This window comes from Streptomyces sp. WMMC940 (assembly GCF_027460265.1).
GTDB lineage: Bacteria > Actinomycetota > Actinomycetes > Streptomycetales > Streptomycetaceae > Streptomyces.
This window is the reverse complement of sequence record NZ_JAPZBC010000001.1, coordinates 3,119,482-3,135,316: the sequence shown is the minus strand read 5'-3', so window position 1 is coordinate 3,135,316 and position 15,835 is coordinate 3,119,482. Positions and strand designations below refer to the sequence as shown.

The following is a 15,835-nucleotide window of genomic DNA, read 5'->3' as shown; positions in this document are numbered from 1 at the left end:
CGATGAGCAAGACCGACACGACGACGGAGAGCACCGACGCCGCACGGGCCGCCGAGGAGGCCGGTGACCTCGGCAGGGCGGGTGAGCAGCTGTCCACGGCCCCGCAGGAGCGGGCCGTGCCCGGCTCCTTCGGCGGGCGCCGCGCGCCGGGTCCCGCGGGCGCGCTCGCCTGGGGCGTCCGCGAGACGACCGGCTGGATCCGCTGGTTCTGGCGCCAGCTGACCTCCATGCGGGTGGCGCTGATCCTGCTCTTCCTGCTCTCGCTCGGCGCGATCCCGGGTTCCCTCATCCCGCAGAACAGCGTGGACGAGGTGAAGGTCCGCACCTGGAAGACGAACAACGAGTTCTGGACGCCGATCTTCGAGAAGCTCCAGCTCTTCGACGTCTACAGCTCGGTGTGGTTCTCCGCGATCTACATCCTGCTGTTCGTCTCCCTGATCGGCTGCATCGTCCCCAGGACCTGGCAGTTCGCCGGACAGCTGCGCGGCCGTCCGCCGGCTGCGCCCAAGCGACTCACCCGGCTGCCCGTGTACACCACGTGGCGCACCGCGGCCGAGCCCGAGGCGGTCCGCGAGGCCGCCCTCGCGCTGCTCAGGAAGCGGCGGTTCCGGGCCCATGCCGCCGGGGACGCCGTGGCCTCCGAGAAGGGCTACCTCCGCGAGGTCGGCAACCTCCTCTTCCACGTCGCCCTGATCGTGATGCTCGTGGCCTTCGCCGCCGGGCAGCTCTTCAAGTCCGAGGGCGGCAAGCTGATCGTCGAGGGCGGCGGCTTCGCGAACACCCTCACGCAGTACGACGACTTCAGGTCCGGGTCGATGTTCGACATCGAGGACCTGGCCCCGTTCAGCTTCACCCTGGACCAGTTCACCGGCACGTACGAGCCCAGCGGCCCGCAGAAGGGCACGCCCCGCACCTTCGAGGCCGCGGTCACCTACGCGAAGGGCGCCGAGGGCAGGGAGCAGAAGGCCGTCATCCGGGTCAACGAGCCACTGGAGATCGACGGCTCCAAGGTCTATCTGCTCGCCCACGGTTACGCGCCCGTCGTCACCGTCCGCGACGGCAAGGGCCAGGTCGTCCACCGGGCCGCCGTGCCGCTGCTGCCCATCGACGACAACGTCAGCTCCACCGGCGTCGTCAAGGTGCTGGACGGCTACCGGAACAAGGACGGCGAGAAGGAACAGCTCGGCTTCCCGGCCTTCTTCGTGCCCACCTACGCGGGCAAGGGCCACGGCCAGATGTTCTCCCAGTTCCCGGCCCTGGTCTTCCCGGCGCTGAACCTCAGCGCGTACCACGGCAGTCTGGGTGTCGACTCCGGCGTCCCGCAGAACGTGTACCAGCTGGACACCCGCAAGATGAAGCCGTTCGAGGACGCCAAGGGCGAGGTGTTCAAGCAGACCCTGCTGCCCGGCGAGACGATGAAGCTCCCCGGTGGAGCCGGCTCGATCACCTTCGAGAAGGAGATCAAGGAGTGGGCGAGCTTCCAGATCTCCCAGCAGCCGGGCAACGGACTCGCCCTCGCCGGTGCTGTCGCCGCGATCACCGGCCTCGTCGGCTCCCTGTTCATCCAGCGCCGCCGCGTGTGGGTGCGCGCCGTGCGCGGGGAGGACGGCGTCACGGTCGTCGAGATGGCGGGGCTGGGCCGGAGCGAGTCCGCGAGGCTCCCCGAGGAACTGGCCGACCTGGCCGCGTCGCTCAACGCCGAGGCGCCGACCGCGCCCGATCCCGAACCCGCCGAAGCTGTTCCCTCCGAAGGGGCTGAGAAGTGAATCTCGCCGCCGCCAACAACGAGAGCCTCGCCGAGTTCAGCAACGTGCTGATCTACTCGGCCATGGCCGTGTACACCCTGGCCTTCCTCGCGCACATCGCCGAGTGGACGTTCGGCAGCCGCAGCAAGGTCGCTCGCACCGCCGCCGCCCTCACGGCGGACGGCGGGTCCGCCGCACCCGAGGTCCGGGTCGCCCGCAAGGGCGGCGGGACCGCCGTGCTGGAGCGCCCCACGGTCGTCACCCGCGCCGCGGTCGGCGCCCGGGACGTGCCCGACGGCCCCGGCGCGGCCGGCGGCGACCAGCAGGGCGACATGTACGGCCGGATCGCGGTCTCGCTGACCGCCCTCGCCTTCCTGGTCGAGGCCGCCGGCGTCGTCACCCGCGCCGTCTCGGTGCAGCGCGCCCCCTGGGGCAACATGTACGAGTTCTCCACCACCTTCTCCACGGTGGCGGTCGGCGCGTACCTCGGCTTCCTCCTCGCCAGGAGGAACGTGCGCTGGATCGGCCTGCCGCTGGTCACCACGGTCCTGCTGGACCTGGGCATCGCGGTCACCTGGCTCTACACCGAGAGCGACCAGCTCGTCCCGGCCCTGCACTCGTACTGGCTGTGGATCCACGTCTCCACCGCGATCTTCTGCGGTGCGGTCTTCTACCTGGGCGCGGTCGCCACCCTGCTGTACCTCTTCCGGGACTCCTACGAGAACAAGCTCGTGAACGGCGGCAGCCCCGGCTCCTTCGCCCGCTCGGTGCTGGAGCGCCTGCCGGCCGCCGCGTCCCTGGACAAGTTCGCCTACCGCATCAACGCGGCGGTCTTCCCGCTGTGGACGTTCACGATCATCGCCGGAGCGATCTGGGCGGGTGACGCGTGGGGCCGTTACTGGGGTTGGGACGCCAAGGAGGTCTGGTCCTTCATCACCTGGGTGGCGTACGCCGCGTACCTGCACGCCCGCGCCACCGCCGGCTGGAAGGGCCGCAAGGCCGCGTACATCGCGCTGATCGCCTTCGCCTGCTTCCTCTTCAACTACTACGGCGTCAACCTCTTCGTGAACAGCCTCCACGGCTACGCGGGGGTCTGAGCCGCCGCGCCGGGGCCGTGATGCCCCGGGGGACGTCCCGGCAGGCGTCCGAGTGGGCGAGGCACGGTAGCGGACCCGGCCCGCGCGGGCGACGCTGGTGCCATGACGGAAGCGATCCCGTACGGCACCAGCGAGACCCGCGCCGGCGACGACGGCCCGGTCCACGTCCTGCACTACGTGCTCCATCTGCCGCACCCGGTGGTGCGGGTCTGGGCCGCCGTGGCGACCCCCGAGGGCCTGCCGCAGTGGCTGGCCGCCGCCGACCTGCTGGAACCCCGGATGGACGGCGCGGTGACGCTCCGTTGGCTGAACGCGGAGGAGAGCGTCGACGGGGCCGTGGTCTCGGGGCGGGTCACGGCCTGGGACCGGGAGGCCGTCGCCGAGTACACCGTCGAGACGCACGGCCGCATCCGCTTCCACATGGAGCCGGCCCCCGCCGACTCGCTCGCCACCGTGCTGCGCTTCACCAACGAGTTCTCCGGCCCGGACGGGCGGCGCCTCGACAACCTGGCCGGCTGGCACCAGCACTTCGAGTACCTGTCCGACGCGCTCGACGGCCGGCCCGCGGACTGGTCCGCCTGGACCCCGGAGCGCTTCGAGCAGCTCCGAGCGGAGTACGCCGCCCGCTCCTGACCGGTCGGGCCGGGACGGGGTCGGCGGGGATCAGCCGTCCTCGCCGATGTCCTCGTGCCACAGGTCCGGACGGTCTTCGACGAACTCCCGCATCAGCGCCGTGCACGCGGGATCGTCCAGGACCACGACCTCCACACCGTGCGCCGCCAGCCAGTCGTGGGCACCGTGGAACGTCTCCGCCTCGCCGACCACGACCCGGGAGATGCCGAACTGCCGCACCAGCCCGGCGCAGTACCAGCAGGGGGAGAGGGTGGTCACCATCGTCGTGCCCCGGTACGAGCGCTGACGCCCCGCCGCGCGGAACGCGTCCGTCTCGGCGTGCACCGAAGGATCGCCGTCCTGGACCCGGCGGTTGTGTCCGCGGCCCAGCAGCGAGCCGTCCGCCGCGTACAGCGCGGCCCCGATCGGGATGCCGCCCTCCGCGAGGCCGGCGCGCGCCTCCTCGAAGGCCGTGGACAGCCACCGCAATGCCAGATCCCGGTCCATGGTCCCGGCCCTCCCGTCGTCAGGACGTGCCCGGGTCCTCGTCGCGCTTCGGATCCTTCGCCCGGTCCCCGGGCTGCCCGGATCCGCCCTCGTCGTCGAGGGACTTCAGGAACTCGGGGTTGTCGTCGGGCGCCACCCAGCCGCCCCGCCGTGTCGAGCGGGGCGCGCCGCGGTCCTTTCCGGCGATCAGCCAGGAGATCGAACCGACGAGCGGGAAGAGCAGCACGAGGATCGCCCAGAGCGGCTTGGGGATGTGCCGGATCTCCTTCTCGTCCGTGGAGATGCAGTCGATGAAGGCGTAGATGCTGAGCGCCAGCGGCACCAAGAACATCAGCACCCGAAGCATTGGCGGCCCCCTGCGTGCGGAGAACGGGGCCGTGGAACGGCCCCCGTGACGAGTCCAGCGTAGCGAGTGGCCGATACTGGACGGCATGGCTTACGACGATCTTCGCTCGCTGCTCCGGGCACTGGAGCGCGAGGGCGACCTCAAGCGCATCAAGGCCGAAGTCGACCCGTACCTGGAGGTCGGGGAGATCGTCGACCGGGTCCAGAAGTCCGGCGGGCCCGCGCTGCTCTTCGAGAACGTACGCGGTTCGTCGATGCCCCTCGCGATGAACGTGTACGGTACCGACCGCCGGTTGCTGAAGGCGCTGGGGCTGAAGTCGTACGACGAGATCAGCACGAAGATCGGCGGACTGCTGAAGCCGGAGCTGCCGCACGGATTCGTCGGGGTGCGCGAGGCGTTCGGCAAGCTCGGGGCGATGACGCACGTGCCGCCGAAGAAGGTGAAGGACGCACCGGTGCAGGAGGTGGTCCTGCGCGGTGACGAGGTCGATCTGGACCGGCTGCCCGCGTTGTTCACCTGGCCCGACGACGGCGGGTCCTTCTTCAACCTGGGCCTCACCCACACCAAGGACCCTGACACCGGGGTGCGCAACCTCGGCCTCTACCGGCTCCAGCGCCACGACAAGCGCACCATCGGAATGCACTGGCAGATCCACAAGGACAGCCGCAACCACTACCAGGTGGCCGCGCGGCGGGGTGAGAAGCTGCCGGTCGCCATCGCGTTCGGCTGCCCGCCCGCCGTGACCTACGCGTCGACGGCGCCGCTCCCCGGGGACATCGACGAGTACCTGTTCGCGGGCTTCGTCCAGGGCAAGCGGATCGAGATGGTCGACTGCAAGACCGTGCCGCTCCAGGTGCCCGCGCAGGCGGAGGTCGTCCTGGAGGGCTGGCTGGAGCCGGGGAAGATGCTTCCCGAGGGCCCGTTCGGGGACCACACCGGCTTCTACACGCCGCAGGAGGACTTCCCGGCGCTGACGATCGACTGCGTGACGATGCGCAAGCGCCCCCTGCTCCAGTCGATCGTGGTGGGACGGCCCCCGACGGAGGACGGCCCGCTCGGCCGGGCGACGGAACGCTTCTTCCTCCCGCTGCTCAAGATCATCGTGCCGGACGTCGTGGACTACCACCTGCCCGAGTCGGGCGGCTTCCACAACTGCGCGATCGTCTCGATCGACAAGAAGTACCCGAAGCACGCCCAGAAGGTGATGCACGCCATCTGGGGGGCGCACATGATGTCGCTGACCAAGCTGATCGTCGTCGTGGACTCCGACTGCGACGTCCACGACCTGCACGAGGTCTCGTGGCGGGCGCTGGGCAACACCGACTACGCCCGCGACCTGACGGTCGTGGAGGGGCCCGTGGACCACCTCGACCACTCCTCCTACCAGCAGTTCTGGGGCGGCAAGGCGGGGATCGACGCGACGAGGAAGTGGCCCGAGGAGGGCTACACCCGGGACGGGGGATGGCCGGAGATGGTGCTCTCCGATCCGGACACGGCGGCGCTGGTCGACCGCCGGTGGAAGGAGTACGGCCTGTGAGCGCGTCCGCGGCGGCCGTACCGGGTCCCGGCCGGACCAAGGCGTTCCTGCGGCTGGTGATGATCGAGCACTCGGTCTTCGCGCTGCCGTTCGCGTACATCGCCGCCCTCACCGCGATGTTCGAGAGCGACGGGCGCGTCGACTGGGTCACGCTGCTGCTCGTCACGGTCGCCATGGTGGGCCTGCGGACGTTCGCCATGGCCTGCAACCGGATCATCGACCGGGAGATCGACGCCCGCAACCCGCGGACCGCCGGCCGCGAACTGGTGACCGGAGCGGTGTCGGTGCGGTCCGCCTGGATCGGGGCGGGCGTCGCCGTCGCGGTCTTCCTCGGCGCCGCGGCCCTGCTCAACCCGCTGTGCCTCGCGCTCGCGCCGGTCGCGGTCGTCCCGATGGTGGTCTACCCGTACGGGAAGCGCTTCACGAACTTCCCGCACGCGATCCTCGGCCTCGCCCAGGCCATGGGTCCCGTCGGCGCCTGGCTGGCGGTGACCGGGGCCTGGTCGTGGGACGCGGTGGTCCTCGGGCTGGCGGTCGGGGTGTGGATCGGGGGCTTCGACCTGATCTTCGCCTGCCAGGACGTGCAGGCCGACCGGGCCCAGGGTGTGAAGTCGGTCCCGGCCCGCTTCGGCATCCCGGCGGCCCTGTGGGGCGCCCGGGCCTGCCACGTCGTGACGATGGCCCTCTTCGTCTGGTACGCCCTCGCCACCGGCGCCGGGCCTTTCCTCTGGCTGGGTCTGGTGATCGTCGCGGTCGCGTTCGTCTACGAGCACACGATCGTGACGCCGCACGACCTGTCCCGGCTGAACCGCGCGTTCTTCACCGTCAACGGCTTCATCGGCATTGCCCTGTTCGTGTGCGCCCTGATCGATCTGAGCGTTCGGGGCCTCACCCCGTAGCTACCGTGCGGCCTACCATCGAGAGCATGGACAGGGAGGCCGATGTGACTGTCACCGTCTCGGAGATCGACCGTCTGCACTCGCAGCTCAGCCGGCTCGAGGGCATGTTCCCGGGCTACCGGACGGAGATCGTCGAGGGTGCCATCGTGATGAGTCCCGTCAAGCCGCACCACGCCAAGACGATCAGGGCGGTGTGGAACGCGCTGGAGGCCCAGCTCTCCGACGAGTGGGACTTCATCAGCGACGTCACGATCCCGTTCGACGACGCGAACGAGTTCTGCCCGGACCTCGCCGTCATCCCGAGGGCCGAGAGCGAGAAGAACCTGAGCGCCTACTCGCCCGACCTCATTGAACTCGCCGTCGAGGTGGTCTCGCCGGGCAGCGTCCGCAACGACTACGAGATCAAGGACCGGGCCTACGCGAGGCGCGGCATCCCCCACTACCTGGTCTTCGATCCCTACAAGGCTCACTGCCTCACGCTCTGGAATCCCGGCCCGGACGGCTATCTCGGCCGGGACACGCTCCCGTACGGCAAGACGGTGGTCGTGGAGACGGGCATCGGAAGGCTCACCCTGGACACGGGAGGACTCCCCGTGGATCCCGCGGCCCGGGCCTGACCGCGCCGTGCCCACGGTTCGTGCCCGGACCCGAGCGGGCTCCGTCAGGCCGTGATCGCGGTCGGCCTGCGGCGGCGGAACACGAAGGCCGCCACCACGCCCGCCACCAGTCCGATGAGGTGCCCCTGCCAGCTCACCCCCGTGTTGGCGGGGGAGAGACCCAGCAGGATCGAGCTGCCCCATATCGCGCCGACGAGCAGACCGACGCCGATGTCCAGGGGGCGCCGGTCCACGAAACCGCGGACCAGCAGATAGCCGAAGAGGCCGAAGACGAGACCGGACGCGCCCGCCGTGTTCGAGCCCGGCGGCGATATCAGCCAGACGCCGATGCCGTCGGCGATGATGATCAGCGCGGCGACGGCCAGGAACCGGCGGACGCCGCCGAGCGCGGCGAGGAAGCCGAAGACCAGCAGCGGGACCGTGTTCGACGCCAGATGGCCGAAGCCGAAGTGGAGGAAGGACGCCGGGACGACGTCGGCCAGCTCGCCGGGCTCGCGCGGTGTGATCCCGTATGTGTCGAGGCTGTGGCCCGTGGCGTGGTCGGCCACCTCCAGCGCCCACAGCAGAGCCACCCAGGCAAGCATCAGCTTGCCGGCCGCCTTCGCCCGGTCGGTCCGGCTCGGTTCGAGCGAGGCTGTCGACATCGTGGCCCCCTGTGATTCCCGCGTCTCCCCCCGGAAACGTCCGGGGCACCTGACTCAGTTCCGCCACCCGGTGGCCGGATAGGCTCAATCCCATGAACGACGCCAACCGCACCCCGTGGGTCGTCGGGGTCTCCGGGGCGTCCGGGACTCCCTACGCCGCAGCCGTACTGCGCGGGCTGCTCGACGCCGGTGAGAGCGTCGACCTGGTGGTGTCGAGGGCCTCGCGGCTCACCCTGCTCGACGAGACGGGGATCGCGTTCCGGGACGCGCACTGGCAGGACGATCTGCGCACCTGGCTGGAGCGCGGCGCGGACGGCAAGCCCGGGACCTTCCGGGTGGACGTGAGCGCGGTGCGCCACTGGCCGGCCGGTGACCTGGCCGCCGGACCGTCCTCGGGGTCGTACCCGGTGAAGGGGATGCTGATCGTGCCGGCGTCCACCGCCTGCGCAGCCGGCGTGGCGCTCGGGCTGTCCAAGGACCTGCTCCAGCGGGCGGCGAGCGTCACGCTCAAGGAGCGCCGGAGGCTCGTGGTGGCCGTGCGGGAGACCCCGCTGGGCGGCCAGACCCTGCGGCACCTGGTGGCGCTGGACGAGGCGGGCGCGGTGGTCCTGCCGGCGTCCCCCGCCTTCTACTCGGGAGCGACGCACATCCAGGACCTGGTGGACTTCGTGGCGGGACGGGCGCTGGACGCGGCGGGCGTCGCGCACGGCCTGTACCGCCGGTGGGAGGGAGAGCTGGGGGGCTCCAGGGCCGACTAGCCGACCGGCCGGCGAGGGGACCGGGCGGCCGGCGGGACCGGCCGTCCCCGTCCCGATCGTTCGGATACGCATGGGCAGTGCGGGGTGTTCACCCTGCATGCCTTGGATTTCACACGTAAAATTGCGGTAGCGATGAATAATGGAAGGCTCAGGCATATGGACGCCGTGGATAGGCAGCTCATCCAGGCCCTGCGTGAGAACGGCAGGGCCTCGTACGCCGAGCTCGGCCGGCTCGTGGGACTCTCCGGTCCCTCCGTGACCGACCGCATCAACCGCCTGGAGGCCGCAGGCGTCATCACCGGCTACCGGGCGACGGTCGACGCCGCCTCGCTCGGCCTCGGCGTCACCGCGCTGATCGGCATCTCCCTCTCCGACGCCGCGGACCACGAGGACGTGGCGCACCGGTTGCGCGACCTGGCGGAGATCGAGGACTGCTGGTTCATCGCGGGCGACGACTCGTACATGCTCAAGGTGCGCGCCAGCGACGTCGACGGTCTGGAGAAGACGATCCGCCGGTTGTCGGGGACGAAGGGCGTGTCGCGGACGCGCACCACCATCGTGCTGTCCACCAAGTGGGAGAACCGGGTGGGGGACCTGCCGGAGGAGGTCTGAGGGCCGTCCCGCGATCCCCGGCGGGTGCACGAGGACAGTCACGGCGTCTCGTTGCGTCCTCGAATCGCCCGAATACACCCGGTATGAGGACGACTCCCCGCCTTGCGGCGCACGGCATACGACGCCGCGCGCCGGTCCCCCGGGGATTGCGGGACGGCCCTTGGGCGTAACGTGGGTGTGGCCTCCGGCGATCCCGGAGGCGCTCCCGGGAAAAGGCCCCGGGACAAGCGCAGTACGAGGACATCTGGGAGGCGGCCGCATGGACGCGGGGCTCAAGCGCGAGCTGGAGGAGAAGGTCCGGGCCGGCGAGCGGCTGAGCCGCGAGGACGGCATCGCCCTGTACGAGTCGGACGACCTCGCCTGGCTGGGCGGCCTCGCGCACGAGGTCCGTACGCGCAAGAACGGTGATGTGGTCCACTTCAACGTCAACCGCCACCTCAACATGACGAACGTCTGCACCGCGTCGTGCGCGTACTGCTCGTTCCAGCGCAAGCCGGGCGAGAAGGACGCGTACACGATGCGCATCGAGGAGGCCGTCCGCCTCGCCAAGGCGATGGAGAGCGAGAACCTCACCGAGCTGCACATCGTCAACGGGCTCCACCCGAACCTCCCGTGGCGCTACTACCCCCGGTCGCTGCGCGAACTCAAGCAGGCGCTGCCGAACGTCTCGCTGAAGGCCTTCACCGCGACCGAGATCCACCACTTCGAGACCATCTCGGGGCTGACCGCCTCGGAGATCCTGGACGAACTCATCGACGCCGGGCTGGAGTCGCTGACCGGCGGCGGCGCCGAGATCTTCGACTGGGAGGTCCGTCAGCACATCGTGGACCACCGCACCCACTGGGAGGACTGGTCCCGGATCCACCGCCTCGCGCACGAGAAGGGCCTGAAGACCCCGTCCACGATGCTGTACGGGCACATCGAGGAGCCCCGCCACCGCGTGGACCACGTCCTGCGGCTGCGTGAACTGCAGGACGAGACCGGCGGTTTCCAGGTCTTCATCCCGCTGCGGTACCAGCACGACTTCGTCGACATGAAGGACGGCAAGGTCCGCAACCGGCTCCAGGCCCGCACGACGATGGCGACGGGCGCCGAGGCGCTGAAGACGTTCGCGGTCTCCCGACTGCTCTTCGACAACGTCCCCCACGTCAAGGTCTTCTGGGTGATGCACGGAGTGCAGACCGCGCAACTGGCGCTGCAGCACGGTGCGGACGACATGGACGGCTCGGTCGTCGAGTACAAGATCACCCACGACGCGGACAACTACGGCACGCCGAACAAGCTGACGCGCGACGATCTGCTGGAGCTCATCCGTGACGCCGGCTTCCGCCCGGTCGAGCGGAACACCCGCTACGAGGTCATCCGCGAGTACCCCGGCCCCGACGGCGACCGCCGCGAGTCTCCGCAGCCCATGCGCGTCTGACGCGCCCGCACCCGGCTCCGCACGCATCCGGCCCCGCGCGGGGCCGGAGTCGAGGCCGTCGAGCCCCGGTCCCACCCGCCCGCGAGGGCGTGCCCGGCCCTCTCCAGGGGCGCCCCGGGCAGGGGCCGGGGCGTTGTTATCGTCGGGTCATGGCTCTGGAATTCACGCTCGATCCGCCTGTCGACCCCGCGCTCCGCGACGGGATCCTGGCGCTGTGGACCGACGTGAGCAACGCCGACGGGGCCGTCGGGTTCGTACCGCCGGTGAGCACGGAGGACGTGCGCCCCGAACTGGTGCGGCACCTGGTGGCGATGGCCGAGGGGCGGTCGCGGCTGCTCGTCGGGCTCGACGAGGACGGGCAGGTCGCGGCCGCCGCGTTCCTCACGCTCAACGCGCACCGGCTGATGCGCCACTGGCTCTGGCTCTACACGGTGATGGTGCACCCGCGGCACCAGGGCAAGGGGTACGGACGGGACCTGCTCGCAGCGGCCGCGGGCGCCGCACGCGGCATGAGCGGGATCACCGCGATACGGCTCACCTGCCGCGGCGGTGCGGGACTGGAGCGGTTCTACGCCTCGTGCGGCTACAAGGAGGTCGGGCGGGTGCCCGACGCGATCCGCGTCTCCGACGGCGACTACCGCGACGACATCACGATGCTGCTCCCGCTGGTGTGATCTTCCCCGGGGCGCGGTCCGGGCCCGGCCTGCCGGAGCCGCCTGAAAGACCACGGTGGGGACGTGCTTCACTGGACGGGCGACTCAGTGAAGGAAAGGGGCCGTCGTGTCCGACAGCAAGACGAGCGCCACGCTCCGGTACACCCTCATGAGGCTCGGCGTCTTCGCCGGCTGCTTCCTCGTCCTGTGGGGGCTGGTGTACCTGCGCGTGCTGCCGCGCGGTCTGGGCGACTCCAACCTGCTGTGGGTGCTCGTCCTGTCCGTCCTGGTCTCGGCGCCGCTGAGCTTCGTCCTGCTGCGCAAGCAGCGCGAGGCGATGTCCGAGCAGATCGTCGCGAAGGTCGACCGGGCCAAGACCCGCCTGGAGGCCAACCGCACGCGCGAGGACGTCCAGTAACGCGCCACCGAGTCCGGTGGCTCCAACGGCGCGTGGCCTTCGTCACACCGACCTCCGCACACCTCGCCGCCCCGGCCGGGAGTACATGCTCCCGCGTCGGGGCGGTGCCGTTTCCGGACGCGCGATGGTGTGATCCCAGCCCAAAGTACGGCTTTGAGGATCTCAAAGTTCAAGTGTTAACGTGTGGGCCATGACGACAGCAGCGTGCCCCGAAACGGTCATGAGCCCCCCGCTCATGACGCGCCTGTGTGTCGACCCGCGCCTCCCCCGCGCATCCCGCCGCACTCGTGCCGGGGGCTCCCCCGGTATGTCCGCGGTCTGTTGCCGCTCGGTCTGACCCGGCATCACACAGCGGCTCCTCCCGAGCGAACGGGTGCCGCATCCTCGTCCCCCGCCTTTCCGATACGCCTCACCGGAGTGTGTCCGTGTCCGCGAACTCCGCGACGCCCACCCACACCAGCCGCATACCGAAGGTCCCGTTCTGGGCCCAGATAGCCGCCGGTCTGATCGCCGGCGTCCTGCTCGGCTGGCTGGCCCGGAGCCAGGACGTCACCTGGCTCCGCACGACCCTGGAGCAGGTCGGCGACATCTTCGTCCAGCTGCTGAAGCTGGCCGTCGCACCGCTCGTGTTCTTCGCGATCCTGGTGTCGATCACCAATCTGCGGAAGGTCAACAACGCCGCGCGGCTCGCCGGCCGCACCCTGCTGTGGTTCATGATCACCTCGTTGATCGCCGTGGCGATCGGCCTCGCGATCGGCCTGCTCACCAACCCCGGTGCGGGCACCGGCCTCACGCGGCAGGACGGCGAGAAGCCGGAGAAGGCCGGCTCCTGGATCGACTTCCTCACCGGCGTCGTCCCCACGGACGTCATCACGCCCTTCACCGAGCTGAATGTCCTTCAGATCGTCTTCATGGCCGCCGTCGCCGGTGTCGCCGCGCTCAAGCTCGGTGACCGCGCCCAGCCGATCCTCACCTTCAGCGAGTCCGTGCTGGAGCTGCTCCAGAAGGCCCTGTGGTGGGTCATCCGGCTCGCCCCGATCGGCACCGTCGGTCTCATCGGCCACGCGATCGCCGACTACGGCTGGGAGCTCATCGGCAAGTACGCGACCTTCACGGCCGACGTCTACATCGGCTGCGCGCTGGTCCTGTTCGGTGTGTACCCGCTGCTGCTGGCGACCGTCGCCAAGGTCAACCCGCTGCAGTTCTTCAAGGGCGCCTGGCCGGCCGTCCAGCTCGCCTTCGTCTCCCGCTCCTCGGTCGGCACCATGCCGGTCACCCAGAAGGTCACCGAACGCCTCGGAGTCCCGAGGGAGTACACCTCCTTCGCCGTGCCGTTCGGCGCGACGACCAAGATGGACGGCTGCGCCGCCATCTACCCGGCGCTCGCCGCGATCTTCATCGCGCAGATCTTCGACGTGCAGCTCGGCGTCCAGGACTACCTGCTCATCGCCTTTGTCTCGGTCGTCGGATCCGCCGCCACCGCGGGCCTCACGGGAGCGACGGTCATGCTGACGCTGACCCTCTCCACGCTGGGCCTACCGCTGGAGGGCGTGGGTCTGCTGATGGCGATCGACCCGATCCTGGACATGATCAGGACCGCGACGAACGTGGCGGGCCAGGCCGTGGTCCCGGTGATCGTCGCGGCCCGCGAGAAGATCCTCGACCGTGACGCGTACGACTCGGCCTCGTCCTCCCCGGTGGACGACGTCGAGGTGCGCGAGCCCGGGCGGAAGGCGGCCGTCCCCGCCGCCGCGTGACGCCGTCACCTCCTTGCCTGTGCCGGAGCCGCCACGGCGGGCGGTGGGGAACCCGTCGGCGGGCCGTGGGTGCGGAGCGTGACTGCCCGCCCTAGACTGGCAAGATCATCGTTTTCGTCCGGAAGCGGGAGATTCGCACCATGTCGAAGCGAGGCAACAAGCGGCGGGCCAGGAAGAAGAGGAAGGCGAACCACGGTAAGCGCCCCAACGCCTGACCGCCCCGACGCACCCGTCGACCGCGCCGATCCGGCGTGGTTCGCCCGAGGACCGGTCCGTGCACCGTGCGGACCGGTCCTCGGCGTTTTCGCCGGGCGGCGGGCCTTAGGCTTACCGAACAGTAGATCGGTGGGCAGGGCCTGGAGGACGTCTGACGTGGATGGTGCCGGTAGGAGCAAGCGGATGCCGCGTGTCATGCGGGAGCAGCAGATGCTCGACGCCGCGGTGCAGACCTTCGGGCAGCGGGGTTACCGCGCGGCGTCGATGGACGAGATCGCCGAGCTCGCGGGTGTGTCCAAACCGCTCGTCTACCTCTACCTGAATTCAAAGGAGGACCTCTTCACCGCCTGTATCCGCCGGGAGTCCGCGGCGCTGGTCGCGGCCGTGCGGGCGGCGGTCGACCCGGGGCTGCCGCCGGACCGGCAGCTGTGGGAGGGCCTCGCGGCCTTCTTCCGGCACACGGCCGAGCACCCGGACGCGTGGGCCGTGCTGCACCGGCAGGCCCGTACCCACGGTGAGCCGTTCGCCGCCGAGGTGGCGGTGATGCGGGACGAGATCGTGGCGTTCGTGACGGGGCTGATCGGAGAGGCGGCGCGCGGGACCCACGGGGAGGGCGAACTCGCAGGCAAGGACGTGGCGGGGCTCGCTCAGGCCCTTGTCGGTGCCGCGGAGTCGCTGGCCGGGTGGGCCAACGACACGCCTGACGTCTCCGCGAGGGACGCGGCGGCGACGCTGATGAACTTCGCGTGGGAGGGCCTGGGGAACCTCATGAAGGGCGAACGCTGGTCGCCGTCCGTTCGATGAGATGCCCCCGCCCTCCCGATGAGGTGTCCCAGGCCCTCGCGGCCGGTACCGCGCAGCTCGCCTCGCCGAGCTTCTCGCCTTCGTCGAGCTCCCTGCCCTCGCCGGGCGGGACGGACCCGGCCGCGGGCCGATCCCGATCTGCGCGGCAGGCGAACGGTGCGTGGCGGCGGTCCTGGGCGGCTCAGCTCCGGCGGACGCACCGCGGACGCCGGGCCCGGGTCGTCAGCCCCGCCGGAGCCGCCATTCCCGGAGGACCTCGTCCAGGTCGTACGGCCTGCGGCCGAGCGGCGGGCCCGGGGGCGGCATCAGGAGCATCGCGGTGATCTTCTCGTTGATCTCCGTGATGATCCGGCGCACCGCGGTCTCCGAAGGCGCGCGGTACGCCCTCTCCAGCGCGTCCTCGGCCTCCTTGCGCAGGGCGAGGGCGGGAGGCAGGACGGCGATGCCCTCCTTGTGCATCTTGCCCTTGACCCACCAGAGCTCGTCGTACGGCGCCAGGTCGTCGGGCAGGGGCTTGCCGAGGCCCGGCAGATCCTCGAACTCTCCGCGCTCGCGCGCGTCGCGGATCTGCTTGTCCACCCACGATTCGAAACTGACGCCCGGGGGCTTGCGCTCCGTCATGCCTCCCAGGGTACGGACGCGCCTGGCCGCAGGTCAGGGCTCTGGGACACTTGAACCGTGCTGATCAGAGAGGCGACCGCGCAGGACTGGGAACGGATATGGCCGTTCTGGCGCCGGATCGTGTCCGCCGGCGACACCTACGCCTGGGACCCGGACACCTCCGAGTCCGCGGCCCGCGCCCTGTGGATGGCGCCCTCCCACCGGGTGTTCGTGGCCGAGGACGAGGACGGCGCGGTGGTCGCGTCGGCGTATGTACGGCCCAACTACGGCGGCCCGGCCGCGCACATCGCCAACGCGGGCTTCATGGTGGCCCCGGAGCAGGCGGGACGGGGCGTGGGCCGGCGGCTGGCCGAGTACGTGATCGACCGCGCGCGGCGGGACGGCTACACCGGAATGGTCTTCAACGCGGTCGTGGAGACGAATCCCGCGACGCGCCTGTGGGAGGCGCTGGGTTTCCGCGTCGTGGGAACCGTGCCGGGCGCTTTCCGGCATCCGGAACACGGCGCGGTGGGGCTGAACATCATGTTCCGGGAGCTGTGAGCCGTCCGGCGACTCCCCTTTCGTTTCCC

The 15,835-nt window shown here is 70.5% G+C and carries 19 protein-coding genes; 15 read left to right on the top strand and 4 right to left on the bottom strand.

Annotated elements, in window-relative coordinates; translation table 11 throughout:
- The first annotated feature begins 2 nt into the window (after positions 1-2).
- The 3 genes from resB (at position 3) to O7595_RS13765 (ending at position 3,475) form a co-directional block, all read left to right on the top strand.
- Positions 3-1,766 carry a cytochrome c biogenesis protein ResB gene (resB, locus tag O7595_RS13775; RefSeq protein ID WP_269728981.1) on the top strand — a complete coding sequence of 588 codons (1,764 nt, stop codon included), beginning with the start codon at positions 3-5 and terminating at the stop codon, positions 1,764-1,766.
- Positions 1,763-2,842 (top strand): c-type cytochrome biogenesis protein CcsB, encoded by a 1,080-nt coding sequence (gene ccsB, locus O7595_RS13770; protein WP_269728980.1) that lies wholly within the window; start codon positions 1,763-1,765, stop codon positions 2,840-2,842. Before resB ends, ccsB begins: the two co-directional genes overlap by 4 nt.
- 102 nt (positions 2,843-2,944) lie before the next feature.
- Positions 2,945-3,475, top strand: a complete 531-nt coding sequence (locus O7595_RS13765; RefSeq protein WP_269728979.1) for an SRPBCC domain-containing protein — start codon at positions 2,945-2,947, stop codon at positions 3,473-3,475.
- A 30-nt stretch (positions 3,476-3,505) separates the two neighbouring features.
- On the opposite strand, the gene O7595_RS13760 is transcribed toward O7595_RS13765, so the two are convergent.
- Both O7595_RS13760 and O7595_RS13755 read right to left on the bottom strand, forming a co-directional pair.
- On the bottom strand, positions 3,506-3,961 hold the full coding sequence (locus tag O7595_RS13760; protein WP_269728978.1) for a nucleoside deaminase: 456 nt from the start codon (positions 3,959-3,961) through the stop codon (positions 3,506-3,508).
- Positions 3,962-3,980: 19 nt separating this feature from the next.
- Positions 3,981-4,307 (bottom strand): PLD nuclease N-terminal domain-containing protein, encoded by a 327-nt coding sequence (locus O7595_RS13755; RefSeq protein ID WP_269728977.1) that lies wholly within the window; start codon positions 4,305-4,307, stop codon positions 3,981-3,983.
- An 85-nt stretch (positions 4,308-4,392) separates the two neighbouring features.
- Here O7595_RS13755 and O7595_RS13750 point away from each other — a divergent pair, with 85 nt between their 5' ends.
- The 3 genes from O7595_RS13750 to O7595_RS13740 are packed head-to-tail and all read left to right on the top strand — an operon-like array spanning position 4,393 to position 7,360.
- The gene (locus tag O7595_RS13750) at positions 4,393-5,844 is read left to right on the top strand and encodes a menaquinone biosynthesis decarboxylase (protein WP_269728976.1); all 1,452 of its coding nucleotides are present in this window, start codon (positions 4,393-4,395) and stop codon (positions 5,842-5,844) included.
- Positions 5,841-6,743: a menaquinone biosynthesis prenyltransferase MqnP gene (mqnP, locus tag O7595_RS13745; protein WP_269728975.1), complete on the top strand. Its 903-nt coding sequence runs from the start codon at positions 5,841-5,843 to the stop codon at positions 6,741-6,743. Before O7595_RS13750 ends, mqnP begins: the two co-directional genes overlap by 4 nt.
- A gap of 26 nt (positions 6,744-6,769) precedes the next feature.
- Entirely contained in the window at positions 6,770-7,360 is a 591-nt protein-coding gene (locus tag O7595_RS13740; protein WP_269728974.1) for a Uma2 family endonuclease, read from the top strand.
- 44 nt (positions 7,361-7,404) lie between these two features.
- On the opposite strand, the gene O7595_RS13735 is transcribed toward O7595_RS13740, so the two are convergent.
- Positions 7,405-8,004, bottom strand: coding sequence for a rhomboid family intramembrane serine protease (locus tag O7595_RS13735; protein ID WP_269728973.1), 600 nt, complete (start codon positions 8,002-8,004; stop codon positions 7,405-7,407).
- Positions 8,005-8,096: 92 nt separating this feature from the next.
- Here O7595_RS13735 and O7595_RS13730 point away from each other — a divergent pair, with 92 nt between their 5' ends.
- The 8 genes from O7595_RS13730 to O7595_RS13700 all read left to right on the top strand — a co-directional run bounded on the left by O7595_RS13730 (position 8,097) and on the right by O7595_RS13700 (position 14,645).
- Positions 8,097-8,762, top strand: coding sequence for a UbiX family flavin prenyltransferase (locus tag O7595_RS13730; RefSeq protein ID WP_269728972.1), 666 nt, complete (start codon positions 8,097-8,099; stop codon positions 8,760-8,762).
- Between the two features lie 156 nt (positions 8,763-8,918).
- The gene (locus O7595_RS13725; RefSeq protein WP_138053755.1) at positions 8,919-9,374 is read left to right on the top strand and encodes an Lrp/AsnC family transcriptional regulator; all 456 of its coding nucleotides are present in this window, start codon (positions 8,919-8,921) and stop codon (positions 9,372-9,374) included.
- Positions 9,375-9,633: 259 nt separating this feature from the next.
- Complete coding sequence (mqnE, locus tag O7595_RS13720) at positions 9,634-10,797, top strand: aminofutalosine synthase MqnE (RefSeq protein WP_269728971.1); 1,164 nt, start codon at positions 9,634-9,636, stop codon at positions 10,795-10,797.
- A gap of 149 nt (positions 10,798-10,946) precedes the next feature.
- The gene (locus O7595_RS13715) at positions 10,947-11,471 is read left to right on the top strand and encodes a GNAT family N-acetyltransferase (protein WP_269728970.1); all 525 of its coding nucleotides are present in this window, start codon (positions 10,947-10,949) and stop codon (positions 11,469-11,471) included.
- Between the two features lie 106 nt (positions 11,472-11,577).
- Positions 11,578-11,868 (top strand): DUF4229 domain-containing protein, encoded by a 291-nt coding sequence (locus tag O7595_RS13710; RefSeq protein WP_269728969.1) that lies wholly within the window; start codon positions 11,578-11,580, stop codon positions 11,866-11,868.
- Between the two features lie 425 nt (positions 11,869-12,293).
- Positions 12,294-13,625 carry a dicarboxylate/amino acid:cation symporter gene (locus O7595_RS13705; protein ID WP_269728968.1) on the top strand — a complete coding sequence of 444 codons (1,332 nt, stop codon included), beginning with the start codon at positions 12,294-12,296 and terminating at the stop codon, positions 13,623-13,625.
- A 140-nt stretch (positions 13,626-13,765) separates the two neighbouring features.
- The gene (locus O7595_RS33835) at positions 13,766-13,840 is read left to right on the top strand and encodes a 50S ribosomal protein bL37 (protein ID WP_106430099.1); all 75 of its coding nucleotides are present in this window, start codon (positions 13,766-13,768) and stop codon (positions 13,838-13,840) included.
- A 184-nt stretch (positions 13,841-14,024) separates the two neighbouring features.
- Positions 14,025-14,645, top strand: coding sequence for a TetR/AcrR family transcriptional regulator (locus tag O7595_RS13700; RefSeq protein ID WP_269728967.1), 621 nt, complete (start codon positions 14,025-14,027; stop codon positions 14,643-14,645).
- Positions 14,646-14,867: 222 nt separating this feature from the next.
- Here O7595_RS13700 and O7595_RS13695 read toward each other — a convergent pair whose 3' ends face one another.
- Positions 14,868-15,266 (bottom strand): J-domain-containing protein, encoded by a 399-nt coding sequence (locus tag O7595_RS13695; RefSeq protein WP_269728966.1) that lies wholly within the window; start codon positions 15,264-15,266, stop codon positions 14,868-14,870.
- 57 nt (positions 15,267-15,323) lie between these two features.
- Here O7595_RS13695 and O7595_RS13690 point away from each other — a divergent pair, with 57 nt between their 5' ends.
- Positions 15,324-15,806 carry a GNAT family N-acetyltransferase gene (locus tag O7595_RS13690; protein WP_269728965.1) on the top strand — a complete coding sequence of 161 codons (483 nt, stop codon included), beginning with the start codon at positions 15,324-15,326 and terminating at the stop codon, positions 15,804-15,806.
- Positions 15,807-15,835 lie beyond the last annotated feature (29 nt).

Excerpts from the sequence above, each read along its gene's own strand:
- mqnE (WP_269728971.1), top strand. The coding sequence starts at position 9,634 with ATGGACGCGGGGCTCAAGCGCGAGCTGGAGGAGAAGGTCCGGGCCGGC.
- O7595_RS13755 (WP_269728977.1), bottom strand. The coding sequence starts at position 4,307 with ATGCTTCGGGTGCTGATGTTCTTGGTGCCGCTGGCGCTCAGCATCTAC.
- O7595_RS13715 (WP_269728970.1), top strand. The coding sequence starts at position 10,947 with ATGGCTCTGGAATTCACGCTCGATCCGCCTGTCGACCCCGCGCTCCGC.
- O7595_RS13765 (WP_269728979.1), top strand. The coding sequence starts at position 2,945 with ATGACGGAAGCGATCCCGTACGGCACCAGCGAGACCCGCGCCGGCGAC.
- O7595_RS13740 (WP_269728974.1), top strand. The coding sequence starts at position 6,770 with ATGGACAGGGAGGCCGATGTGACTGTCACCGTCTCGGAGATCGACCGT.
- O7595_RS13700 (WP_269728967.1), top strand. The coding sequence starts at position 14,025 with ATGCCGCGTGTCATGCGGGAGCAGCAGATGCTCGACGCCGCGGTGCAG.
- O7595_RS13730 (WP_269728972.1), top strand. The coding sequence starts at position 8,097 with ATGAACGACGCCAACCGCACCCCGTGGGTCGTCGGGGTCTCCGGGGCG.
- O7595_RS13695 (WP_269728966.1), bottom strand. The coding sequence starts at position 15,266 with ATGACGGAGCGCAAGCCCCCGGGCGTCAGTTTCGAATCGTGGGTGGAC.
- O7595_RS13725 (WP_138053755.1), top strand. The coding sequence starts at position 8,919 with ATGGACGCCGTGGATAGGCAGCTCATCCAGGCCCTGCGTGAGAACGGC.
- resB (WP_269728981.1), top strand. The coding sequence starts at position 3 with ATGAGCAAGACCGACACGACGACGGAGAGCACCGACGCCGCACGGGCC.
- O7595_RS13750 (WP_269728976.1), top strand. The coding sequence starts at position 4,393 with ATGGCTTACGACGATCTTCGCTCGCTGCTCCGGGCACTGGAGCGCGAG.
- O7595_RS13735 (WP_269728973.1), bottom strand. The coding sequence starts at position 8,004 with ATGTCGACAGCCTCGCTCGAACCGAGCCGGACCGACCGGGCGAAGGCG.
- O7595_RS13760 (WP_269728978.1), bottom strand. The coding sequence starts at position 3,961 with ATGGACCGGGATCTGGCATTGCGGTGGCTGTCCACGGCCTTCGAGGAG.